Origin of the sequence: Streptomyces tuirus, assembly GCF_014701095.1 — a bacterium.
GTDB classification, from domain to species: Bacteria; Actinomycetota; Actinomycetes; order Streptomycetales; family Streptomycetaceae; genus Streptomyces; species Streptomyces tuirus.
On the sequence record NZ_AP023439.1, the window covers coordinates 1,728,780 to 1,750,102 of the forward strand.

Here is a 21,323-nt window from a genome sequence, read left to right on the forward strand (position 1 = left end):
GCTACTCCGCGATGTGGTGGACCCGGACCATGTTCGTCGAGCCGGAGACGCCGGGTGGGGAGCCCGCCGTGATGACGACCGTGTCGCCCGGGCGGCAGCGGCCGTGGCGCAGCAGCAGTTCGTCGACCTGGTCGACCATCGCGTCCGTGGAGTCGAGGCACGGGCCGAGGAACGTCTCGACGCCCCAGGTGAGGCTGAGTTGTGAGCGGGTCGCCTGGTCGGGGGTGAAGGCGAGGAGGGGGATCGGGGAGCGGTAGCGGGAGAGGCGGCGGGCGGTGTCGCCCGACTGGGTGAAGGCGACGAGGAACTTGGCGCCGAGGAAGTCGCCGATCTCGGCCGCCGCGCGGGCGACCGCGCCGCCCTGGGTGCGGGGTTTGTTGCGTTCGGTCAGCGGTGGGAGGCCTTTCGCCAGGATGTCCTCCTCCGCTGCTTCGACGATGCGGGCCATGGTGCGGACCGTCTCGATGGGGTGCTTGCCGACGCTGGTCTCGCCGGACAGCATCACGGCGTCCGTGCCGTCGATGACGGCGTTGGCGACATCCGAGGCTTCCGCCCGGGTCGGGCGGGCGTTGTCGATCATCGAGTCCAGCATTTGGGTGGCGACGATGACCGGTTTGGCGTTGCGCTTGGCGAGTTTGACGGCGCGCTTCTGGACGATCGGGACGTGTTCCAGTGGCATTTCGACGCCGAGGTCTCCGCGGGCGACCATGATGCCGTCGAATGCGGCGACGATGTCGTCGATGGTGTCGACGGCCTGGGGTTTTTCGATCTTGGCGATGACGGGGAGGCGGCGGCCTTCCTCGTCCATGATGCGGTGGACGTCCTGGATGTCGCGGCCGGAGCGGACGAAGGAGAGGGCGATGACGTCGAATCCGGTGCGCAGGGCCCAGCGGAGGTCGTCCTCGTCCTTTTTGGAGAGGGCGGGGACGGAGACGGCGGCGCCGGGGAGGTTGAGGCCTTTGTGGTCGGAGATCACTCCGCCCTCGCGGACGGTGGTGTGGACGCGGGGGCCGTCGACCGCGGTGACGTGGAGGCAGACTTTGCCGTCGTCGATGAGGATGCGGTCGCCGGGGGTGACGTCGGTGGCGAGGCCGGCGTAGGTGGTGCCGCAGATGCGGCCGTCGCCTTCGATGCCTTCTTCGACGGTGATGGTGAAGGTGTCGCCGCGTTCGAGGAGTACGGGTCCTTCGGTGAAGTGGCCGAGCCTGATTTTCGGGCCTTGGAGGTCGGCGAGGAGGCCGACGCTGCGGCCGGTCTCGTCGGCGGCTTTGCGGACCCGGTGGTAGCGCTCCTCGTGTTCGGCGTGGCTGCCGTGGCTGAGGTTGAAGCGGGCTACGTCCATTCCGGCGTCGACCAGGTGTTTGATCTGGTCGTAGGAGTCGGTGGCGGGTCCCAGGGTGCAGACGATTTTGGCTCGGCGCATGAATCGAGCCTATGAGTTACCGACTGGTAGTGAATTGGTCGGGGGTGACCACTCAACAGACTTTCGGTGAAGCGCTATTGACAAGTGTTGAATTGTGCGGCGGGGTGCTCCGATGAGCATCTCGAGGAATTCGGTCCGATTTTCGAAAGGATGCCGTGGGTGTGTCTACAGCCGCGGCGGCACCATCGTGAAGCGGGCGTTGATCTGGGCGTGGACGCGTTGGCGCTGGGGTTCGAGGTCGAGGGGGGCGGGGGTGTCCTCGGTGGCTCCGGCGAAGGCCGCGGAGCGCATGCGGCCGGGGGCCTGGGGGTGGGCCGGCGGGGCGGTCTCGGCGCCGATGTCGGCGAGTTCGACGAGGGCGGAGAGGCTGGTGCCGAGGGCTTCGGCGTACTCGCGGGCGCGTTGGACGGCTTCGTGCACGGCCTGCTTCCTGGCCTCGCGGTGGGCGGGTGAGTCGGGGCGCAGGGCCCACCAGGGGCCGTCGAGGCGGGTGAGTTCGAGGTCGGCGAGGCGGGTGGTGAGTTCGCCGAGGGCGGTGAAGTCGGTGAGTTCGGCGGTGACGCGGACGCTGCCGTGGTAGGTGCGGACGCGTTCGCCGCGGCCGTGTTTGGTGAGTTCGGGGGTGATGGAGAAGGCGCCGGTCTCCAGGCGTTCGACGGCGTCGCCGTAGGACTTGACGAGGTCGAGGATGCCGGCGTTGCGGCGGGTGAGGTCGTCGAGGGCGGAGCGGCGGTCGCGGCCGCGGGCGGCGACGGTGATGCCGATGCGGGCGATCTCGGGGTCGACTTCGAGGCGGGCTTCGCCGCGGACGGCGATGCGGGGGGCCTCAGGTGTTCCGTAGGGGACGGCGGGCTGGGGGGCGTCTGGGGTGGCCGCGGTCATACGTCCCACTCTGTCATGTCTGGGCTGGTCGGCGGCCGGGAGTTCCGGGGGCCGAGTCATCAGATCGCAACCTGCCGGGTCTGTTGCGGCCGGTCATGGACGGGTCAGAATCTACGCGCGTTATCTACGCGCGTCGTTCACAGATTCCGCAAGGGGAGCCAGACATGCCGTTGAACCGCCGGAAGTTCCTGGAGAAGTCCGCCGTGACCGGGGCGGGGGTGGCACTGGCCGGTGCGGTCTCGGCGCCGGGTGCGCAGGCGGCCGAGGCGAAGCCGGGTGCCAAGCGGTACGCGTTCACCGTGCTGGGGACGACGGACCTGCACGGCAACGTCTTCAACTGGGACTACTTCACGGACAAGGAGTTCGACGACAAGGACCACAACGACGTCGGTCTGGCGAAGGTCTCGACGCTGGTGAACCGGGTCCGTGCGGAGAAGGGCCGCCGCAACACGCTGCTGATCGACGCGGGCGACACGATCCAGGGAACGCAGCTGTCGTACTACTACGCCAAGGTCGACCCGATCACCGCCAAGGGCGGCCCGGTGCACCCGATGGCGCAGGCGATGAACGCCATGGAGTACGACGCGGCGGCGCTCGGCAATCACGAGTTCAACTACGGCATTCCGGTGCTGCGGAAGTTCGAGCAGCAGTGCCGTTTCCCGCTGCTGGGGGCGAACGCGCTGGACGCGAAGACGCTGCGGCCGGCGTTCGCGCCGTACAGCATGCACCGGCTGCGTACGCCGCACGGGCGGGACGTGAAGGTGGCGGTGCTGGGGCTGACCAACCCGGGCATCGCGATCTGGGACAAGGCGAACGTGCAGGGCAGGATGACGTTCCCGGGTCTGGAGGAGCAGGCGGCGAAGTGGGTGCCGAAGCTGCGGTCGATGGGCGCGGACGTGGTGATCGTGTCGGCGCACAGCGGTTCGTCGGGGACGTCGTCCTACGGTGACCAGTTGCCGTACATCGAGAACGCGGCGGGTCTGGTGGCGGAGCAGGTGCCGGGGATCGACGCGATCCTGGTCGGGCACGCGCACACGGAGATTCCCGAGTACTTCGTCACGAACAAGAAGACGGGCAAGCGGGTCGTGCTGTCGGAGCCGCTGAAGTGGGGGCAGCGGCTGACGCTGTTCGACTTCGAGCTGGTCTGGGAGAAGGGCTGCTGGGCGGTCGAGAAGGTGGGCGCGAAGGTCCTGAACTCCAACACGGTGGAGGAGGACCCGAAGATCACGAAGCTGCTCGCGGACGAGCACGAGAAGGTCGTGGCGTACGTCAACCAGGTCATCGGCACCAACGCGGCGGAGATGACGTCGGCCGAGGCGCCGTACAAGGACGTGCCGATCATCGATCTGATCAACCACATCCAGGCCGACACGGTGAAGCAGGCGCTGGCGGGGACGGAGCACGCCGCGCTGCCGGTGCTGTCGCAGGCGGCGTGCTTCTCGCGCAGTGCCCGGATCCCGGCGGGCGAGGTGACGATCCGGGACGTGGCGGGTCTGTACGTCTTCGAGAACACGCTGGAGGCGCGTCTGATGACGGGTGCGCAGATGAAGGCGTACCTGGAGTTCTCGGCGAACTACTTCGTGCAGACGGCGCCGGACGCGGCGGTGGATCCGGCGAAGCTGACGAACGCGAACGGCACGCCGGACTACAACTACGACGTGGTGAGCGGTCTGTCGTACGAGATCGACATCGCCAGGCCGGCCGGTTCCCGGGTGACGAATGTGCGGTTCGAGGGGCAGCCGCTCGCGGACGACGCGACGTTCGTGTTCGCGGTGAACAACTACCGGGCCAACGGCGGCGGTAACTTCCCGCATGTCGCCGCGGCCCAGCTGGTGTGGTCGAACTCGGACGAGATCCGCAACACCATGATCGCCTGGGTGAAGGCGAAGGGGTCGATCGACCCGGCCGTGTTCGCGGGGGTCGACTGGAAGCTCACCCGTAACGGCACGCCCGTCTTCTGAGCCGGGCGGTTCATCACCTTCGGTCGTCGACCAGCGGGGTCAGGGCCGGTGCCTCGCGGGGCGGCGGGACGTGCCGGCGCTGGGTGAGGCCGAAGGTGGTGAAGGCGGTGCGGCCGGGGAGGGCGTAGGCCTCGCCGCCCGTCAGGGAGTTGAGGATGATGGCGCTGCGCCAGGCGGCGAGGCCGAGGTCGGGGGCGCCGACGCCGTGGGTGTGGGTCTCGGCGTTCTGGACGTACACCGTGCCGGTGACGGACGGGTCGAGGACGAGCCGGTGGTCCTCGTCGATGCGGGGGCGCTCCTGGTTGTCGCGGCGCATGTAGGGGTCGAGGCCGGCGAGGATCCGGTCGAGGGGGCGCTCGCGGTAGCCGGTGGCGAGGACGACGGCGTCGGTGGTGAGGCGGGAGCGGCTGTCCTGGAGGGGGTGTTCCAGGTGCAGTTCGATTTTGGTCGTCGCGACGCGGCCGGCGGTGCGGACGCGGACGCCGGGGGTGAGGACGGCGTCGGGCCAGCCGCCGTGCAGGGTGCGGCGGTACAGCTCGTCGTGGACGGCGGCGATGGTGGTGGCGTCGATGCCCTTGTGCAGCTGCCACTGGCCCTCGACGAGCCGGTCGCGGGTGGATTCGGGCAGGGCGTGGAAGTAGCGGGTGTGGTCGGGGGTGAAGTGCTCCAGGCCGAGCTTGGAGTACTCCATGGGGGCGAAGGCCTCCGTGCGGCCCAGCCAGTGCAGTTTCTCGTGTCCGGCGGGCCTGTTGCGGAGCAGGTCGAGGAAGATCTCGGCGCCGGACTGTCCGGTGCCGACGACGGTGACGTGGCCGGCGGCGAGCAGGGCGGCGCGGTGGTCGAGGTAGTCGGCTGCGTGGACGACGGGTACGCCGGGGGCGTCGACGAGGGGCTTGAGCGGGTCGGGGACGTAGGGCTCGGTGCCGATGCCGAGGACGACGTTGCGGGTGTAGGTGCGGCCGAGGGCCTCGGCTTCTCCGTCGGTGTCGAGCTGGGTGTAGTCGACCTCGAAGACGTCGCGTTCGGGGTTCCAGCGGACGGCGTCGATCTGGTGGCCGAAGTGCAGGCCGGGGAGGTTTTCGCAGACCCAGCGGCAGTAGGCGTCGTACTCGGCGCGCTGGATGTGGAAGCGCTCGGCGAAGTAGAAGGGGAACAGCCGCTCGCGGGACCGGAGGTAGTTGAGGAAGGTCCAGGGGCTGGTGGGGTCGGTGAGGGACACCAGGTCGGCGAGGAACGGGACCTGGATGGTGGCGCCTTCGATGAGCAGGCCGGGGTGCCAGCCGAAGGCGGGGCGCTGGTCGTAGAAGACGGTGTCGAGGCCGTCGAGGGGGTGGGCGAGCGCGGCGAGGGAGAGGTTGGCGGGGCCGATGCCGATGCCGACGAGGTCGCGGGGGGCGTCGGGTCCGGGGGCCGGGGCGGGGTTCATCGGGGGGTGTGTCCTTCCACGAGGGTGGCTCGGCTCGCTGCCGCGAGGTGCAGCAGGGCGGCCAGGTCGTCGGGCCCGGTGACGGGGTTGAGGAGGGTGGCCTTGAGCCAGAGCCGCCCGTCGAGGCGGGCCCGGCCGAGGACGGCGGAGCCGTCGGTGAGCAGCGTGCGGCGTACGGCGGCGACGGTGGCGCTGGTGGCGCCGGTGGGGCGGAACAGCACGGTGCTGATGACGGGCGGGGCGTGCAGTTCGAAGTCGGGGTGGGCGTCGACGAGGGCGGCGAACTGGCGGGCGTGGGCGCAGACCTGGTCGACGAGCGCGCCGAGGCCGCTGCGTCCGAGGGTTTTGAGGGTGACGGCGAGTTTGAGGATGTCGGGGCGGCGGGTGGTGCGCAGGGACCGGCCGAGGAGGTCGGGCAGTCCGGCTTCGGTGTCGTCGTCGGCGTTGAGGTAGTCGGCGCGTTGCCGCAGGGCGGTGAGGTCGTGGGTGTCGCGGACGGTGAGGAGTCCTGCGGCGACGGGCTGCCAGCCGAGTTTGTGCAGGTCGAGGGTGACGGTGGCGGCGGCGTCGAGCCCGGTGAGGCGGGTGCGGTGCCGGTCGCTGAAGAGGAGGCCTCCGCCGTAGGCGGCGTCCACGTGCAGCCGGGCGCCGTGTGCCGCGCAGTGGGCGGCGATCTCGGGCAGCGGGTCGATGAGTCCGGCGTCGGTGGTGCCGGCGGTGGCGGCGACGATCAGCGGGCCGCTCAGGCGGGTGAGGGTCGCGTCGAGCGCTTCGGGGTCGAGCGTTCCGCCCGGGGCGGGTACGACGACGGGTTCGGGCAGGCCGAGCAGCCAGGCGGCGCGGGGCAGCGAGTGGTGGGCGTTGGCCCCGCACACGAGCCGGACGGATCCGCCGTGGGCCTCCCGGGCGAGGAGCAGGGCGAGTTGGTTGGATTCGGTGCCGCCGGTGGTGACGAGGGAGTCGGGGGTGCCGGCCGGGTGGACCTCGCGGGCCAGTGCGGTGGCGATCAGCCGTTCCAGTTCGGACGCGCCCGGTGCCTGGTCCCACGAGTCCATCGACGGGTTGAGGGCGGAGGCGGCGAGGTCGGCGGCCGCGGCGACGGCGAGCGGCGGGCAGTGGAGGTGGGCGGCGCACAGGGGGTGGGCGGGGTCGGCGGCGGTCGCGGCGAAGGCGTGGACCAGGGTGCGGAGGGCGTGCGGGTCGCCGCGGTCGGGGAGGATGTCTCCGGCCGCTTCCCGGATCCGGCCCGCGACGGCTTCCGGACCGCCCGCCGGCAGGGGCCCGCCCCGTGCCCGGGCGCCGGTGTCCAGCGCTTCGAGGACGGTGTCGAGCAACGGCCGCAGGGCGTGGGGGTGTTCGTGGCCTGAGGCGAGGGGCGGCGTGCTCATGGGGCTGACCTCCGGGGCGCGGGGCGACGCGCCCGGAGAGTTCAACGACGCAACCCGTGTGGAGGTACCTCCGTACGGGAAAACCGACCCGGGGTCACGTGACCCCGGGTCGGTTCCCGACGCCGGCGGGCTACGCCTGGCGTACCCGCAACGCCCTGGCCAGGTCGTCCAGTTGGTCGGCGAGTTTGCGGCGGAGCGCGGGGCTGGGGTCGGCGTCGCGCAGGCAGGCCTCGCCGAGGCGGAGGGTTTCGGTGTCGACGGCGTGCGCGGGGAAGGCCCAGCGGCCCGCGGCCTCTGCCATGGCGGGGCCGCGGCGGTCGGCGACGGCGACCGCGTCGGCGTAGTAGCGCCCGACGTACTCGCGTACCAGGTCGGCCTGTTCGGGCTGCCAGAAGCCGCGGGCGGTGGCGGTGAAGAGGTAGTTGGACAGGTCGTCGGAGCCGAACATCGCCTGCCAGGCGCGGGCCTTGGCCTCCGGGTCGGGCAGGGCGGCCCGGCAGCGGGCGGCGCCCTCCTGGCCGGTGGCGCTCGGGTCGCGTTCCAGTTCGGCGGCGATGGCGGCCTCGTCGGTGGCGCCGAGGACGGCGAGCCGGGCGAGGACGCGCCAGCGCAGCTCCGGGTCGAGTTCCGGGCCGCCGGGGACGGTGCCGTCGGCGAGCCAGGCGGCGATGGTGTCGGGGTGGGCGGCGACGTCGATGCGGTGGCGTACGGCGATCAGGCGCAGGCCGGGGTTGTCGCCGTCCTCGGTGCGGCGGATGAGGTCGCGGCAGAGGTCGGAGAGGGTGGCGAGGGCGGCGGGCCGCTCCTCGGGGGTGAGGTAGCGGTCGGTGATGTGGGTGGAGGCGAAGGCGAGGACGCCTTGGACGATGGCGAGGTCCGTCTCCAGCGGGAGGTGGGCGCGGGCGGTCTCCAGGTAGGAGCCGGGGGCGAGTTCGCCGTCGCGGACGGCGTCCCGCAGGGCGTTCCAGACGACCGCGCGGGTGAGCGGTTCGGGCAGGCCGGACAGCTCCTTGCGGACGGTCTCGAAGGACTCGGGGTCGAAGCGGACCTTGGCGTAGCTGAGGTCGCCGTCGTTGAGGAGGAGCAGGGCGGGCCGCTTGCCGATGGAGTGGGCGTCGGTGTGCGGGAGGTCCAGGTGGAGGCGTTCGCGCAGGACGAGCTGTCCGCCGTCGTCGCCGAGGTCCCGGTCGTAGAGGCCGGCGGCGACGCGGTGCGGGCGGCTGCCGGCGCGGTCGACGGTGAGGGCGCAGGTGCCGTGCTCGCCGGGGGCGATGCGCGGGGTGAGGGTGTCGACGCCGGTGGTGCGCAGCCAGGCGTCGGCCCAGGCGTGGACGTCGCGGTCGGTGGCCGCGGCGAGGTTGTCGATGAAGTCGGCGAGGGTGGCGTTGGCGAACTTGTGCCGGGCGATGTGGGTGTTGATGCCGGCGAGGAAGTCCTTCTCGCCGAGCCAGGCGACCAGTTGCCGCAGCGCGCTGGCGCCCTTGGCGTAGGAGATGCCGTCGAAGTTGAGCAGCGCGGAGGCGGTGTCGTCGACGGCTTCGGGGGCGACGGGGTGGGTGGAGGGGCGCTGGTCGGCGTCGTAGCCCCAGGACTTGCGGGTGACGCCGAAGTCGGTCCAGGTGTCGGTGAAGCGGGTGGCCTCGGTGAGGGTCTGGTAGCCCATGTACTCGGCGAAGGACTCGTTCAGCCAGATGTCGTCCCACCACTTGAGGGTGACGAGGTCGCCGAACCACATGTGGGCCATCTCGTGGGCGATGACCATGGCGCGGGTCTGGCGTTCGGTGTCGGTGACGGCGGAGCGGTAGACGAATTCGTCGCGGAAGGTGACCAGGCCCGGGTTCTCCATGGCGCCGGCGTTGAACTCGGGGACGAAGGCCTGGTCGTAGGAGTCGAACGGGTAGGGCTCGTCGAACTTCTCGTGGTAGCGGTCGAAGCAGGCGCGCGTGATGTCGAGGAGTTCGTCGGCGTCGGCGTCCAGGTGGGGGGCGAGGGAGCGGCGGCAGTGGATGCCGAAGGGCAGGCCGCGGTGCTCGGTGCGCACGGAGTGCCAGGGGCCGGCGGCGACGGCGACGAGGTAGGTGGAGATGAGCGGTGTGGGGGCCGCCTTCCATACGCCGTCGGCCTGTTCGGTGATGCCGTTGGTGAGGACGGTCCAGTCCTGCGGGGCCTTCACCGACAGGTCGAAGACGGCCTTCAGGTCGGGCTGGTCGAAGGCGGCGAAGACCCGCTGGACGTCGTCCAGGAAGAGCTGGGTGTAGACGTAGGTCTCGCCGTCGGTGGGGTCGGTGAAGCGGTGCATGCCCTCGCCGGTGCGGGAGTAGCGCATGCGGGCGTCGACGCGCAGTTCGTGTTCGCCGGCGGTGAGGTTCTTCAGCGGGAGCCGGTTGCCGTCGAGGGTCTCCGGGTCGAGGGGGTGTCCGTCGAGGGTGACGGAGCGCAGCTCGGCGGGCTTGAGCTCGACGAAGGTGTCCCCGTCCACGCGGGCAGCGAACCTGATCAGGGTGCGGGAGTCGAAGGTGTCGTCTCCGCGGGTCAGGTCGAGTTCGATCGTGTAGTGGTGGACGTCGAGGAGCTCTGCTCGGGTCTGCGCTTCGTCGCGCGTCAGTACGGACATGCGAGACATGCTGCCTGATGGCGTCGGCAACGCACAGAGGCGGATCGGTACGTGCCCAATGTCCGCCTCTACGTGCGGTCCTTTTCCAGCTCCCCGGCGTGCGCCCCCATGGGCCGCTGTGTGGGTACGCGCGCGTCGGGGTGCGGCAGTCCGGGGCGGGGGTGGGCGGCGGTTTCGGTGTGCTCCCCGGTGAGGGCGCGCAGGCGGCGCACTTCCCGTTCGAGGGCGAGGTGGCGCCGGTGGGCGTCGTAGAGGTAGCGGACCTTGGTGCGCAGGGCCCAGGGGTCCACGGGCTTCAGGACGAGGTCGGCGACGCCCAGTCCGAAGGCGGCGGTGGTCAGTTCGTGGTCGGCGCCGAAGCCGGTGAGGAGGATCACGGGGATGTGCTGGGTCTGCTCCACGCGCCGCATGTAGCGCACGACCTCCAGGCCGCTGACGCCGGGCATGCGCACGTCGAGCAGGAGCAGGCCGACCTGGCCGCGCAGCACCTGTTTGAGCGCTTCGTCGCCGCTGGTGGCCCGGGCGAGCCGGTAGCCCAGCGGGGCCAGGGCGCTCTCCAGCGCGTAGAGCGTGTCCTCGTGGTCGTCGACGATGAGGATGCTGGTATCCGACGGCATGGCCCGACGCCCCTCCCTCGCGGAGGTCCAGAGTAGTCCGGGACACTGACGCGCAGTGCTCGTCAGCTGACATGCTGTGCACAGCGCAGCATGCCCCGGGCGGGCCGCCGTGTCACTCCCCCCGGGAGGGTGCGCGCGAGGTCAGTTGCCGCTCGTGGCGGAGCCGTTGAGCGCCTCGTCGGCGATGCGCTCGTGGTGGCGGATGACCTCGGCGACGATGAAGTTCAGGAACTTCTCGGCGAAGGCCGGGTCCAGCTTGGCGTCCTCGGCGAGTGCGCGCAGCCGGGCGATCTGGCGGGCCTCGCGGGCCGGGTCGGCGGGCGGCAGCTGGTGCTGGGCCTTGAGGTGGCCGACCTGCTGGGTGGCCTTGAAGCGCTCGGCGAGCATGTGGACGACGGCCGCGTCGATGTTGTCGATGCTGTCGCGCAGCCGGGCGAGCTCTTCGCGCACGGCGGGGTCGACGTCGGGGGAACCGGTGTTGCTGGTGGTCATGGGGCGTCAGCCTACGGGGATCACGCCGGGCGGCCACCGGGCGTCTCATCCTTCGGCGGTGGGAGTCGCTTGTGGAAGCAGACGTCCTCGTGGCCGCCGGGAACACCCCCGATGCGGGCCCGTTCAGTGAAGCCGAGCCCGGGGTAGAAGGCGGGTGCCTGGAAGCTGTACGTGGAGACGATCATGTCGGTGCAGCCGCGCCGGGCGGCCTCCGCCTCGGCCGCGCGCATCAGCCGGCCGCCCCAGCCGCGGTGCCGCCGGTCCTCGCGCACCCAGAGCATGTCCACCGAGCACAGGGTGCCCCAGGTCCAGGCGGTGAGCCCGCCGACCAGGTCGCCGGTCTCGTCGGTGACGCGGACCTAGAGCGGCTCGGTGACGGCCCCGTCGGCGGCGGCGGTGTTGAAGGCGGTGAGCTCCTCGTCGAGGCGCTGTTCGAGGTCGTCGTCCTGGCCGCCCACCCGGAGCGAAGCGGCGACGGTGTGCTGTTCGCTGGTCACGGCCCGGATTCTGCCCCGGACCCCCGGGCGGTGACGACGGGATTTTCCGCCGTGTCGGGGCCCGTCCGCGGCGGGGTGAGTCCTCGTACAGTGGAACCGGGTTCTGGGGCGTCTTGGGGGTGAGGCGTGGCGAACGACGGGCCGGTCGAGCACGGCTACCCGCATCTGGAGACGGTGCGGGCCGCCATCACGGCGCTGTACAAAAGGCTGTCGTACGACACCGTGCGGGCGTTCGAGACCAGCGTGCTCCCGGTCGATGTGGCGTTCTGCGACACCGACGACCTGTATCTGGGGGCGCAGCGGGTGGCGCACGAGATGGTGCGGCACTACCGGCTGCCGGACGCCCGGCTGGTCGTGAGTTTCCGGGAGATGCGGCACGCGGCGAGCGTGGAGCTCGCGGCCGGGCCGGAGTACTTCGTGGAGCTGAACGACCGGTTCCGTGACCATCGGCGGGACATCGGGGCGGCCCTGGCGCACGAGGTGATGCACGTGTACCTGCACCGGCTCGACCTGTCCTTCCCGGGCGTGCGGGACAACGAGATCCTCACGGACACGGCGGCGACGTATCTGGGTGCGGGGTGGCTGCTGCTGGACGCGTACCGGGAGGACGGGGCGTCCTCGCAGAAGATGGGGTATCTCACGCCGGAGGAGTTCGGGTACGTGCTGGCCAAGCGGGCGCTGGTCTTCGGGGAGGACCCGTCGGTGTGGTTCACCAGTGCGCAGGCGTACACGGCGTATGGGAAGGGGATGGAGCTGGCCCGCCGGGACGGGCAGGAGCCGCCGCTGACGGCGGCGGGCTGGGCGGGGCGGCGGCGGTACGCCCGGGACCGGCGGCACGCGCCGGCGGGTCCGCCGCAGCCGGGGGTGCGGTACGCGTTCTCCCCCGACGGGGGCGGGCGGCTGCGGGTGTCGTTCCCCTGCCCCACGTGCCACCAGCGGATCAGGGTGCCGGTGCGGGGGCGGGTGCGGGCGCGGTGCGCGTTGTGCCGGAGCGTGCTGGAGTGCGACACGTGAACGTCCAGGGCGACCGGTGAACGTCTAGGTTCCGTACACCGGTCCGGGCTCGGCCGCCTCGGACAGGAGTTTCCGGGCCTGTTCGCCCGCCTCGGCCGGGGTCCGGCGGCTGTCCCGGTCCGTGGTCGGGCCCGGGCGCCAGCCCTCCATCACCGTGATCCGGCCGCCCTCCGCCTCGAAGACCCGGCCGGTCACCCCCGCGCTCGCCGGGGAGCCCAGCCAGACCACCAGGGGTGAGACGTTCTCCGGGGCCATGGCGTCGAAGCCGGAGTCGGGGGCCGTCATCGTGCCGGCGAAGGTGCGTTCCGTCATCCGGGTCCGGGCGGCGGGGGCGATCGCGTTGACCTGGACGCCGTAGCGCCGCAGTTCGGCCGCGGCGACCAGGGTCAGGGCGACGATGGCGGCCTTGGCGGCGCTGTAGTTCCCCTGTCCGACCGAGCCGAGCAGGCCCGCGCCGCTGCTGGTGTTGATGATCCGGGCCTCGGGCCGGCGGCCGGCCTTCGCCTCGGACCGCCAGTGCGCGGCCGCGTGCCGCAGGGGCAGGAAGTGGCCCTTGAGGTGGACGCGTACGACGGCGTCGAAGTCGTCCTCGTCGAGGCTGACGAGCATGCGGTCGCGCAGGAAGCCCGCGTTGTTGACGAGGGTGTCGAGCCGGCCGTACGTCTCCAGGGCGGTGCGGACGAGGGAGGCGGCGCCCTCGGCCGTGGCGATGTCGCCGCCGTGCGCCACCGCCTCGCCGCCGCTCGCGCGGATCTCCTCGACGACCCGGGTGGCGGGGCCGTCGGGTTCGGGCGTGCCGTCGAGGCCCACGCCGAGGTCGTTGACGACGAGCCGGGCGCCCTCGGCCGCGAACGCGAGCGCGTGGGCCCGGCCGAGCCCCCGGCCCGCGCCCGTCACGACCACGACCCGGCCCGCGCAGAGACCGCTCATGTCAGATCTCCCCCCACGTCGGCTCTCCCCTCACGTCGGCTCTCCCCTCACGTCGGCTCCCCGTTCGTCCGAGCTCTCCTTGTCCGCGGCGGATGTGCGGCCGGCGGTGGCCGCGTCGAGGAACGCCGGACGTTCCCCGCCCCCGTGCACCAGCAGGCTCGCGCCGCTGATGTAGGCGGCGGCGCCGGACGCCAGGAACACCGCGGCGGCACCCACGTCGGACGGCTCGGCGAGGCGCCCCAGCGGGACCGTGCGGCTCACGGCCGCGACGCCGTCCCCGTCGCCGTAGTGAAGGTGGGACCGTTCCGTGCGGACCATGCCGAGGACGAGGGTGTTGACCCGGACGTCGGGCGCCCACTCCACGGCCATCGACCGGGCGAGGCTCTCCAGGCCGGCCTTGGCGGCACCGTAGGCGGCGGTGCCGGGCGAGGGGCGGCCGCCGCTGACGCTGCCGATCATGACGATCGAGCCCGTTGAGCTCCGCAGCCGGTCGTACGCGGCGAGGGAGACGGTCAGCGGCGCGAGCAGGTTGAGTTCCACCACGCGCGCGTGCCGGTCCGCCCCGGCCTCGTTGAGCAGCCGGTGGGGTGCGCCGCCCGCGTTGTTGACGAGGACGTCCACCCGGGGCAGGCCGGCGAACAGGCGTCCGGCGGCGGCGGCGTCCCGGACGTCCAGCGGTATGAACTCGGTGCCGGGCAGCGGGACTTGGGGGGGCCGGCGGGCGCAGACCACGACCTCGGCGCCCGCCCGCACGAAGGCCCGTGCGATGCCGGCGCCGACGCCACGGGTCCCGCCGGTGACGACGGCGACCTTCCCGTCCAGCTCCATGCGCTGCTACCTTTCCACCTAACAAACGTTTGGTGGAAAGGTAGCTGATGCGGCCATGGGTGTCTCCACCTCGTGCGGGGAAAAGGGCATCGCCGTCGTCACGGTCGACTTCCCGCCGGTGAACGCCCTGCCGGTGGCGGGCTGGTTCGCCCTTGCCGACGCGGTGCGCGCCGCCGGACGCGACCCGGAGGTCCGGTGCGTGGTGCTGGCCGCGGAGGGGCGCGGGTTCAACGCGGGTGTGGACATCAAGGAGTTGCAGGCGGACGACCGGGAGCACAGCGCGCTGCGCGGGGCGAACGGCGGCTGCGCGGAGGCCTTCGCGGCGGTCTACGAGTGCGAGGTGCCGGTCGTGGCGGCGGTGCAGGGCTTCTGTCTGGGCGGCGGCGTCGGCCTGGTGGGCAACGCGGACGCGATCGTGGCGAGCGAGGACGCGGTGTTCGGGCTGCCCGAGCTGGACCGCGGCGCCCTGGGCGCGGCCACGCACCTGGCCCGGCTGGTCCCCCAGCACCTGATGCGGGCGCTGTACTACACGGCCCGTACGGCGAGCGCGGCCGAACTGCACGCGCACGGGTCGGTGTGGCGGGTGGCGCCGCGCGCCGAACTGCCCGCCGCCGCCCTCGAGCTGGCCCGGGAGATCGCCGCCAAGGACGGCCGGCTGCTCCGTCTGGCCAAGGCGGCGCTCAACGGCATCGACCCGGTGGACGTGCGCCGCAGCTACCGCTTCGAGCAGGGCTTCACCTTCGAGGCGGGCCTCAGCGGGGTGGGCCCGCGGGTGCGCGGCGCCTTCGGCACACGCAGTGAGTCGGGCGACGGCGGGCAGGAGGGAGCGCGATGAAGGACAAGACGATGCCGGCGGACGAGGCCGTGGCCCGGCTGTCCAGCGGCATGACCCTCGGCATCGGCGGCTGGGGCTCGCGCCGCAAGCCGATGGCCCTGGTGAGAGCGCTGCTCAGGTCGGGGATCACCGACCTCACGGTGGTCTCCTACGGCGGCCCGGACGTGGGCATGCTGGCCGCTGCCGGACGGATCCGGAAGCTGGTCACGGCCTTCGTCACCCTCGACTCGATCCCGCTGGAGCCGCACTACCGGGCGGCGCGCGAGCGGGGCGCCTTCGAACTGACGGAGATCGACGAGGCGATGTTCCTGTGGGGACTGCGGGCGGCGGCGAACCGGCTGCCGTTCCTGCCGGTGCGGGCGGGGTTCGGCTCGGACGTGATGCGGGTCAACCCCGGCCTCAGGACGGTGACCTCGCCGTACGAGGACGGGGAGACCTTCGTCGCCGTGCCCGCCCTGCGGATGGACGCTGCCCTGGTGCACGTCAACCGCGCCGACCGCGCGGGCAACGGGCAGTACCTGGGCCCGGACCCGTACTTCGACGACCTGTTCTGCGCGGCGGCCGACACGGCGTACGTGAGCTGCGAGCGGATCGTCGAGACGGCCGAGCTGACGAAGCAGGGCCCGCCCCAGACGCTGCTGATCAGGCGGCACACGGTCACCGGCGTCGTCGAGGCGCCGAACGGGGCGCATTTCACGTCCTGCGCGCCCGACTACGGCCGGGACGAGGCCTTCCAGAAGAGGTACGCGACCACGCCCTGGCCCGCCTTCGAGGCCGGCTTCCTCGCCGGGGACGAGCAGACGTACCAGGCGGCCGTGCGGGAGCAGACCTGCCGGGCGGCCGTGCGGGAGGGGACATGACCGGGCCCACCCGCGCCGAGTACTGCGTGATCGCCTGCGCCGAGGCCTGGCGGGACGACGGCGAGGTGCTGGCGAGCCCCATGGGTCCGATCCCCTCGATCGGCGCCCGGCTGGCCCGGCTCACCTTCGCGCCGGACCTGCTGCTGACCGACGGCGAGGCCCTGCTCGTCCGCCCGGACGGGACGCCCGAGGGCTGGCTGCCGTACCGCGAGCATCTGGCCTGGGTCACGGGCGGGCGGCGGCACGTGATGATGGGCGCGAGCCAGATCGACCGGTTCGGCAACCAGAACATCTCGTGCATAGGCGACTGGGAGCGGCCGGGGCGGCAGCTGCTCGGGGTGCGCGGCGCCCCGGTCAACACCCTGAACAACCCGACCAGTTACTGGATCCCGAGGCACTCAAGGCGGGTCTTCGTCGAGCGCGTCGACATGGTCTGCGGGGTCGGCTACGACCGTGCGGCCGGGGCCCGCTACCACCGCATCCCGCGGGTCGTCTCCGACCTGGGCGTCTTCGACTTCGCCACGCCCGACCGCTCGATGCGGCTGGCCTCGCTGCACCCCGGCGTCACCGTCGAGCAGGTCAGGCAGGCCACGGGCTTCGAGCTGACCGTGCCGGAGGAGGTGCCGGCGACCAGGGAGCCGACCGGCGAGGAGCTCCGGCTGATCCGCGAGGTCGTCGACCCGGCCGGGACCCGGGCCCGGGAGGTCGCCGCGTGAGGGAGACGGCACTGACCCGGCTGACCGGCGTCCGCCATCCGGTCGTGCAGACCGGGATGGGCTGGGTGGCCGGTCCCCGTCTGGTGTCCGCCTCGGCGAACGCGGGCGCCCTCGGCATCCTGGCCTCGGCGACGATGACGCCGGGCCGGCTGCGTGACGCCGTACGGGAGGTGAAGGCGCGCACCGACGCGCCGTTCGGGGTGAACCTGCGCGCGGACGCCGCCGACGCGGGCGACCGGGTGCGGATCCTGATCGAGGAGGGCGTTCGCGTCGCCTCCTTCGCCCTCGCCCCGTCCCGGGAGCTGATCGGCGAGCTCAAGGAGGCCGGTGTGGTCGTCATGCCGACCGTGGGGGCGCGGCGGCACGCCGAGAAGGTCGAGGGGTGGGGTGCGGACGCGGTGCTGGTGCAGGGCGCGGAGGGCGGCGGGCACACCGGGGAGGTGGCCACGACCGTGCTGTTGCCGCAGGTGGTGGACGCGGTGCGGATCCCCGTCGTCGCGGCGGGCGGCTTCTTCGACGGGCGCGGGCTGGCGGCGGCTCTCGCCTACGGGGCCGCGGGCGTGGCGATGGGCACGCGGTTCCTGCTGACCTCGGACTCGACCGTGCCGGACGGGGTGAAGGCGCGGTATCTCGCGGCGAGCGTGCGGGACGTGACGGTGACCCGGGCGGTGGACGGGCTGCCGCACCGCTTGCTGCGGACGGAACTGGTGGCCGCCCTGGAGGACACCGGCCGGGCCCGGGCGCTGGTGCGGGCGGTGCGTGCGGCGGCCGGATTCCGGCGGCTGTCCGGGCTGACCTGGCCGCAGGTGGTCCGCGACGGGCTGGCCCTCCGGCACGGCAAGGACCTGTCCTGGAGTCAGGTGCTGCTCGCCGCGAACACGCCGATGCTGCTGAAGTCGGCGATGGTGGACGGCCGTACGGACCTGGGGGTGATGGCGTCCGGGCAGGTCGCCGGGGTGATCGACGACCTGCCGTCGTGCGCGGAGCTGGTGGAGCGGATCGTGAAGGAGGCCGACGAGACGCTGGCGCGGCTCACAGCCGTTCGATGACCGTCACGTTGGCCTGGCCGCCGCCCTCGCACATGGTCTGCAGGCCGAACCGGCCGCCGGTGCGCTCCAGTTCGTGCAGCAGGGTCGTCATGAGGCGGACGCCGGTCGCGCCGAGGGGATGGCCCAGGGCGATCGCACCGCCGTTGACGTTGACCCGGTCCGGGTCGGCGCCGGTCTCCTTCAGCCAGGCCAGGACGACCGGCGCGAAGGCCTCGTTGATCTCGACGAGGCCGATGTCGTCGATGGTCAGGCCGGTCTTCTTCAGGGCGTGGGCGGTGGCCGGGATCGGGGCGGTGAGCATCCGGATCGGGTCCTCGCCGCGCACCGAGAGGTGGTGGACACGGGCGCGGGGGGTGAGCCCGTGGTCGCGCACGGCCCGCTCGGAGGCCAGCAGCATCGCCGCCGCCCCGTCGGAGACCTGTGAGGAGCAGGCGGCGGTGACGGTGCCGCCGTCGAGGACCGGTTTGAGCCCGGCCATCTTCTCCAGTGAGGTGTCCCGGCGCGGCCCCTCGTCGGCGGTGACCTCCCCGTAGGGCACGGTCTCGCGGCCGAAGCGCCCCTCGTCGACGGCCCGCACCGCCCGCCGATGGGAGCGCAGGGCGAACTCCTCCTGGTCCTGCCGGCTGATCCCCCACTTCGCGGCGATCATCTCGGCGCCCACGAACTGGTTCACGGGCTTGTCGCCGTACCGGGCGCGCCAGCCGGCGCTGCCGGCGAAGGGGCCCCGCGTCAGCCCGAGCGGTTCGGCGGCCTGCCGGGTGGCGAAGGCGATGGGGATCATCGACATGTTCTGCACGCCGCCCGCGACCACCAGGTCCTGGGTGCCGGACAGCACGGCCTGCGCGGCGAAGTGCACCGCCTGCTGCGAGGAGCCGCACTGCCGGTCGACGGTCACGCCCGGCACCTCCTCGGGCAGCCCGGCCGCCAGCCAGCAGGTCCGAGCGATGTCCCCGGCCTGCGGCCCGACCGCGTCAAGGCAGCCGAGGACGACGTCGTCCACGGCGGCGGGGTCGGCGCCCGAGCGGTCCATCAGTTCCGCCAGGACGTGCGCGCCGAGGTCGGCCGGGTGGACCGCGCTCAGCCCTCCCCCGCGCCGCCCGACGGGCGTGCGGACCGCTTCGACGATATAGGCCTCGGCCATGACGACTCCCTCGCACCTCGGGGCTGTTCGCGTACGGCGATCCCGTCCAGCACCATCGACAGGTACTGCCGGGCGATCTCCTCCGGGCTGTGCTGTCCGCCCGGCCGGTACCAGGACGCGGCGACCCAGACCGTGTCGCGCACGAACCGGTAGGTGAGCCGGACGTCGAGGTCGGCCCGGAAGGCCCGCTCGGCGACGCCGCGCTCCAGCGTGGTCAGCCAGGCCTTCTCGAACCGGCGCTGCGATGCGGCGAGGAACGCGAACCGCTCCTGCGCCACGAGCTGTCTGCTCTCCTTCTGATAGATCGCGACGGCCGCGCGATGCCGGTCGATCTCCCGGAACGACTCGGTGACCAGGGCCTGCAGCGTCTCGCGCGGCCCGAGTCCGGCACTGAGGACGGTGTCGTAGCCGTCCCACAGTTCGTCGAGGAAGGTGCGCAGGATCTCCTCCAGCATCGATTCCTTGGAGTCGAAGTGGTAGTAGAGGCTGCCGGCGAGCATCCCCGCGTGGTCCGCGATCTTGCGGACGGTGGTGGCGTTGTAGCCCTGTTCGGCGAAGACCTCGGCGGCGGTGTCGAGGAGTTCACGGCGGCGCGCGGGCGCTGCGGCGCTCACCTGGGGCTTCTTCTTGGTCGGCACGTCGTCCATTGTCCTAGGCGTGCTGACTGCTGACGGCGACGACCTCGCCCGTCATGTACGAGGAGTAGCCGGACGCCAGGAACACGATGACGTTGGCCACCTCCCAGGGCTCGGCGTACCGCCCGAAGGCCTCGCGCCCGGTCAGTTCCGCCAGCAGCTCCGCCGAGGTCACCTTCACCAGGTGCGGGTGCATGGCGAGGCTCGGCGAGACGGCGTTGACCCGGACGCCGTACGCGGCCGCCTCCAGGGCCGCGCACCGGGTCAGGGCCATCACCCCGGCCTTCGCGGCGGCGTAGTGCGCCTGTCCCGCCTGGGCGCGCCAGCCGACGACGGAGGCGTTGTTGACGATCACGCCTCCCTGCGACTCCCGCATCAGGCGCAGGGCGGCGCGGGTGCACCGGAAGGTGCCGTTCAGCGTCACGTCCAGGACGCGGGACCACTGCTCGTCGGTCATGTCGGCGAGCTCCGCGGTGCCGCCCAGACCGGCGTTGTTGACCACGACGTCGAGGCGCCCGTGCTCCGCCGCCGCCGTCTCGAAGAGGACGCGCACCTGTTCCTCGTCGGTGACGTCGCAGGGCACCGCGGTGACCGACTCCCTGCCGAACTGCCCGGCCAGCAGCGCCTCGTACTCCTCGAGCCGTCGGGCATGCGCGTCGCTGATCAGCACGCGGGCCCCCTCCTCCAGGAAGCGCCGCGCCGTGGCCCCGCCGATCCCCGCACCGGCTGCCGCGGTGACGACGGCGGTCCGCCCTTTCAGCAGGCCGTGCCCGGGCACGTACGCCGGGCTCTCGACGTCTGTCATGGGCTCACGCTAACCTACCAAACACTTGTTAGGGAAGGAGGGGCGGTCATGGACCTGGCGTTCTCCCCGGCGGACGAGGCGTTCCGCGCCGAGGTCCGGGAGTGGCTGCACGCGCACGTGCCGCGTGCGCCCCTGCCCTCCCTGGAGACCGAGGAGGGCTTCGCCGCGCACCGCGCTTGGGAGGCGGAGCTCGCCGCGGACCGCTGGTCGGTCGTCAACTGGCCCTCGCGCTACGGCGGGAGGGATTCGGGGCTGCTGCGATGGCTGCTCTTCGAGGAGGAGTACTGGGCGGCGGACGCACCGGGCCGCGTCGGCCAGAACGGCATCCAGCTGCTCGCCCCGACCCTCCTCGACCACGGCACCGAGGAGCAGCGGGCCCGGATCCTGCCCCCGATGGCCTGCGGCGAGGTGATCTGGGCGCAGGCCTGGTCGGAGCCCGAGGCCGGTTCGGACCTGGCGTCCCTGCGGGCGAGGGCCGTGCGCACGGACGGCGGCTGGCTGCTGACCGGCCAGAAGACCTGGTCCTCGCGGGCCGCGTTCGCCGACCGCGCCTTCGGCCTGTTCCGCAGCGACCCGGACGCGGCGAGGCCCCACCAGGGCCTGACGTATCTGATGTTCTCCTTGCGCGCCCCGGGTGTCACGGTCCGCCCGATCGCCCGCCTCGACGGCAAGCCGGCCTTCGCGGAGCTGTTCCTGGACGAGGTGTTCGTGCCCGACGAGGACGTGATCGGCGAGCCGGGCCGGGGCTGGCGGATCGCGATGGCGACGGCGGGCAACGAACGGGGTCTGATGCTCCGCTCCCCCGGCCGTTTCCTCGCGTCGGCCCGCCGGCTGGAGGAGCTGTGGCGGCGGCTGGGCCGGCCGGCGTCCGCGCGGGACCGGGTGGCCGACGCCCTGATCGGCGCCCGCGCCTACCAGCTCTTCACCTACGCGGCCGCCTCCCGCCTGCTGGACGGCGAGGAGGCCGGCCCGGAGTCGAGCCTCAACAAGGTCTTCTGGTCCGAGCTGGACCTCGCCCTGCACGAGACGGCCCTCGACCTCCTCGGCCCGGAGGGTGAGATGGCGGACACCGACTGGGCGGAGCGGTACGTCTTCGCACTCGCCGGTCCCCTCTACGCGGGCACGAACGAGATCCAGCGCGACATCATCGCCGAGCGCCTGCTCGGCCTGCCCAAGGGGCGCCGCTGATGCCGGGCGCCGCGTGGAAGGG

General features: G+C 72.4%; 19 protein-coding genes and 2 pseudogenes. 7 read left to right on the forward strand and 14 right to left on the reverse strand.

Features of this window, described 5'->3' with window-relative positions; genetic code table 11:
* Position 1: 1 nt before the first annotated feature.
* Together pyk and IGS69_RS08050 are read right to left on the reverse strand one after the other, a co-directional pair.
* On the reverse strand, positions 2–1,423 hold the full coding sequence (gene pyk / locus IGS69_RS08045) for a pyruvate kinase (RefSeq protein ID WP_190897999.1): 1,422 nt from the start codon (positions 1,421–1,423) through the stop codon (positions 2–4).
* Positions 1,424–1,588: 165 nt separating this feature from the next.
* Complete coding sequence (locus IGS69_RS08050; protein WP_190898000.1) at positions 1,589–2,305, reverse strand: SIMPL domain-containing protein; 717 nt, start codon at positions 2,303–2,305, stop codon at positions 1,589–1,591.
* A gap of 164 nt (positions 2,306–2,469) precedes the next feature.
* On the opposite strand from IGS69_RS08050, the gene IGS69_RS08055 reads away from it, so the two are divergent.
* Entirely contained in the window at positions 2,470–4,266 is a 1,797-nt protein-coding gene (locus tag IGS69_RS08055) for a bifunctional metallophosphatase/5'-nucleotidase (RefSeq protein ID WP_190898001.1), read from the forward strand.
* Between the two features lie 13 nt (positions 4,267–4,279).
* Here the strand turns inward: IGS69_RS08055 and IGS69_RS08060 are convergent, their stop codons facing one another.
* The 7 genes and pseudogenes from IGS69_RS08060 to IGS69_RS35050 all read right to left on the reverse strand — a co-directional run bounded on the left by IGS69_RS08060 (position 4,280) and on the right by IGS69_RS35050 (position 11,300).
* Positions 4,280–5,692 carry a lysine N(6)-hydroxylase/L-ornithine N(5)-oxygenase family protein gene (locus IGS69_RS08060; RefSeq protein WP_190898003.1) on the reverse strand — a complete coding sequence of 471 codons (1,413 nt, stop codon included), beginning with the start codon at positions 5,690–5,692 and terminating at the stop codon, positions 4,280–4,282.
* Positions 5,689–7,080 (reverse strand): pyridoxal phosphate-dependent decarboxylase family protein, encoded by a 1,392-nt coding sequence (locus IGS69_RS08065; protein ID WP_190898004.1) that lies wholly within the window; start codon positions 7,078–7,080, stop codon positions 5,689–5,691. Before IGS69_RS08065 ends, IGS69_RS08060 begins: the two co-directional genes overlap by 4 nt.
* A 130-nt stretch (positions 7,081–7,210) precedes the next feature.
* Positions 7,211–9,694: an aminopeptidase N gene (pepN, locus tag IGS69_RS08070; protein WP_190898005.1), complete on the reverse strand. Its 2,484-nt coding sequence runs from the start codon at positions 9,692–9,694 to the stop codon at positions 7,211–7,213.
* 68 nt (positions 9,695–9,762) lie between these two features.
* Positions 9,763–10,311, reverse strand: coding sequence for a response regulator (locus IGS69_RS08075; RefSeq protein ID WP_190898006.1), 549 nt, complete (start codon positions 10,309–10,311; stop codon positions 9,763–9,765).
* A 141-nt stretch (positions 10,312–10,452) separates the two neighbouring features.
* Positions 10,453–10,803, reverse strand: coding sequence for a chorismate mutase (locus IGS69_RS08080; RefSeq protein ID WP_190898007.1), 351 nt, complete (start codon positions 10,801–10,803; stop codon positions 10,453–10,455).
* A 20-nt stretch (positions 10,804–10,823) separates the two neighbouring features.
* Positions 10,824–11,138, reverse strand: a pseudogene (locus IGS69_RS08085) (GNAT family N-acetyltransferase); the annotation flags it as partial.
* A 24-nt stretch (positions 11,139–11,162) separates the two neighbouring features.
* Positions 11,163–11,300: a hypothetical protein gene (locus tag IGS69_RS35050; RefSeq protein WP_332836550.1), complete on the reverse strand. Its 138-nt coding sequence runs from the start codon at positions 11,298–11,300 to the stop codon at positions 11,163–11,165.
* Between the two features lie 126 nt (positions 11,301–11,426).
* Here IGS69_RS35050 and IGS69_RS08090 point away from each other — a divergent pair, with 126 nt between their 5' ends.
* The gene (locus IGS69_RS08090) at positions 11,427–12,314 is read left to right on the forward strand and encodes a hypothetical protein (RefSeq protein ID WP_190898008.1); all 888 of its coding nucleotides are present in this window, start codon (positions 11,427–11,429) and stop codon (positions 12,312–12,314) included.
* Positions 12,315–12,338: 24 nt separating this feature from the next.
* Here IGS69_RS08090 and IGS69_RS08095 read toward each other — a convergent pair whose 3' ends face one another.
* Together IGS69_RS08095 and IGS69_RS08100 are read right to left on the reverse strand one after the other, a co-directional pair.
* Positions 12,339–13,244, reverse strand: coding sequence for an SDR family oxidoreductase (locus IGS69_RS08095; protein WP_190898009.1), 906 nt, complete (start codon positions 13,242–13,244; stop codon positions 12,339–12,341).
* Between the two features lie 30 nt (positions 13,245–13,274).
* Entirely contained in the window at positions 13,275–14,072 is a 798-nt protein-coding gene (locus tag IGS69_RS08100; protein WP_190898010.1) for an SDR family oxidoreductase, read from the reverse strand.
* A gap of 55 nt (positions 14,073–14,127) precedes the next feature.
* Here IGS69_RS08100 and IGS69_RS08105 point away from each other — a divergent pair, with 55 nt between their 5' ends.
* The 4 genes from IGS69_RS08105 to IGS69_RS08120 are packed head-to-tail and all read left to right on the forward strand — an operon-like array spanning position 14,128 to position 17,532.
* The gene (locus tag IGS69_RS08105) at positions 14,128–14,907 is read left to right on the forward strand and encodes an enoyl-CoA hydratase family protein (RefSeq protein ID WP_190898011.1); all 780 of its coding nucleotides are present in this window, start codon (positions 14,128–14,130) and stop codon (positions 14,905–14,907) included.
* Entirely contained in the window at positions 14,904–15,767 is an 864-nt protein-coding gene (locus tag IGS69_RS08110; RefSeq protein ID WP_190898012.1) for a CoA transferase subunit A, read from the forward strand. Before IGS69_RS08105 ends, IGS69_RS08110 begins: the two co-directional genes overlap by 4 nt.
* Entirely contained in the window at positions 15,764–16,483 is a 720-nt protein-coding gene (locus tag IGS69_RS08115) for a CoA-transferase subunit beta (RefSeq protein WP_190898013.1), read from the forward strand. Before IGS69_RS08110 ends, IGS69_RS08115 begins: the two co-directional genes overlap by 4 nt.
* Positions 16,480–17,532 carry an NAD(P)H-dependent flavin oxidoreductase gene (locus IGS69_RS08120; protein ID WP_190898015.1) on the forward strand — a complete coding sequence of 351 codons (1,053 nt, stop codon included), beginning with the start codon at positions 16,480–16,482 and terminating at the stop codon, positions 17,530–17,532. The genes IGS69_RS08115 and IGS69_RS08120 overlap by 4 nt, the downstream gene beginning before the upstream one ends.
* Here IGS69_RS08120 and IGS69_RS08125 read toward each other — a convergent pair.
* The 3 genes and pseudogenes from IGS69_RS08125 to IGS69_RS08135 form a co-directional block, all read right to left on the reverse strand.
* Positions 17,516–18,673 (reverse strand): acetyl-CoA C-acetyltransferase, encoded by a 1,158-nt coding sequence (locus tag IGS69_RS08125; protein WP_190898016.1) that lies wholly within the window; start codon positions 18,671–18,673, stop codon positions 17,516–17,518. The genes IGS69_RS08120 and IGS69_RS08125 overlap by 17 nt on opposite strands.
* A 26-nt stretch (positions 18,674–18,699) precedes the next feature.
* Positions 18,700–19,311 (reverse strand): annotated as a pseudogene (locus IGS69_RS08130) (TetR/AcrR family transcriptional regulator); the annotation flags it as partial.
* Between the two features lie 13 nt (positions 19,312–19,324).
* Positions 19,325–20,113, reverse strand: a complete 789-nt coding sequence (locus IGS69_RS08135) for an SDR family oxidoreductase (RefSeq protein ID WP_190898017.1) — start codon at positions 20,111–20,113, stop codon at positions 19,325–19,327.
* Positions 20,114–20,161: 48 nt separating this feature from the next.
* Here IGS69_RS08135 and IGS69_RS08140 point away from each other — a divergent pair, with 48 nt between their 5' ends.
* Entirely contained in the window at positions 20,162–21,301 is a 1,140-nt protein-coding gene (locus IGS69_RS08140) for an acyl-CoA dehydrogenase family protein (protein ID WP_190898018.1), read from the forward strand.
* Positions 21,302–21,323: the final 22 nt, after the last annotated feature.

Excerpts from the sequence above, each read along its gene's own strand:
- IGS69_RS08095 (WP_190898009.1), bottom strand. The coding sequence starts at position 13,244 with ATGAGCGGTCTCTGCGCGGGCCGGGTCGTGGTCGTGACGGGCGCGGGC.
- IGS69_RS08075 (WP_190898006.1), bottom strand. The coding sequence starts at position 10,311 with ATGCCGTCGGATACCAGCATCCTCATCGTCGACGACCACGAGGACACG.
- IGS69_RS08060 (WP_190898003.1), bottom strand. The coding sequence starts at position 5,692 with ATGAACCCCGCCCCGGCCCCCGGACCCGACGCCCCCCGCGACCTCGTC.
- IGS69_RS08065 (WP_190898004.1), bottom strand. The coding sequence starts at position 7,080 with ATGAGCACGCCGCCCCTCGCCTCAGGCCACGAACACCCCCACGCCCTG.
- IGS69_RS08050 (WP_190898000.1), bottom strand. The coding sequence starts at position 2,305 with ATGACCGCGGCCACCCCAGACGCCCCCCAGCCCGCCGTCCCCTACGGA.
- pepN (WP_190898005.1), bottom strand. The coding sequence starts at position 9,694 with ATGTCCGTACTGACGCGCGACGAAGCGCAGACCCGAGCAGAGCTCCTC.
- IGS69_RS08100 (WP_190898010.1), bottom strand. The coding sequence starts at position 14,072 with ATGGAGCTGGACGGGAAGGTCGCCGTCGTCACCGGCGGGACCCGTGGC.
- IGS69_RS08080 (WP_190898007.1), bottom strand. The coding sequence starts at position 10,803 with ATGACCACCAGCAACACCGGTTCCCCCGACGTCGACCCCGCCGTGCGC.
- IGS69_RS08140 (WP_190898018.1), top strand. The coding sequence starts at position 20,162 with ATGGACCTGGCGTTCTCCCCGGCGGACGAGGCGTTCCGCGCCGAGGTC.
- IGS69_RS08135 (WP_190898017.1), bottom strand. The coding sequence starts at position 20,113 with ATGACAGACGTCGAGAGCCCGGCGTACGTGCCCGGGCACGGCCTGCTG.
- IGS69_RS08055 (WP_190898001.1), top strand. The coding sequence starts at position 2,470 with ATGCCGTTGAACCGCCGGAAGTTCCTGGAGAAGTCCGCCGTGACCGGG.
- IGS69_RS08110 (WP_190898012.1), top strand. The coding sequence starts at position 14,904 with ATGAAGGACAAGACGATGCCGGCGGACGAGGCCGTGGCCCGGCTGTCC.
- IGS69_RS08115 (WP_190898013.1), top strand. The coding sequence starts at position 15,764 with ATGACCGGGCCCACCCGCGCCGAGTACTGCGTGATCGCCTGCGCCGAG.
- pyk (WP_190897999.1), bottom strand. The coding sequence starts at position 1,423 with ATGCGCCGAGCCAAAATCGTCTGCACCCTGGGACCCGCCACCGACTCC.
- IGS69_RS08105 (WP_190898011.1), top strand. The coding sequence starts at position 14,128 with ATGGGTGTCTCCACCTCGTGCGGGGAAAAGGGCATCGCCGTCGTCACG.
- IGS69_RS08125 (WP_190898016.1), bottom strand. The coding sequence starts at position 18,673 with ATGGCCGAGGCCTATATCGTCGAAGCGGTCCGCACGCCCGTCGGGCGG.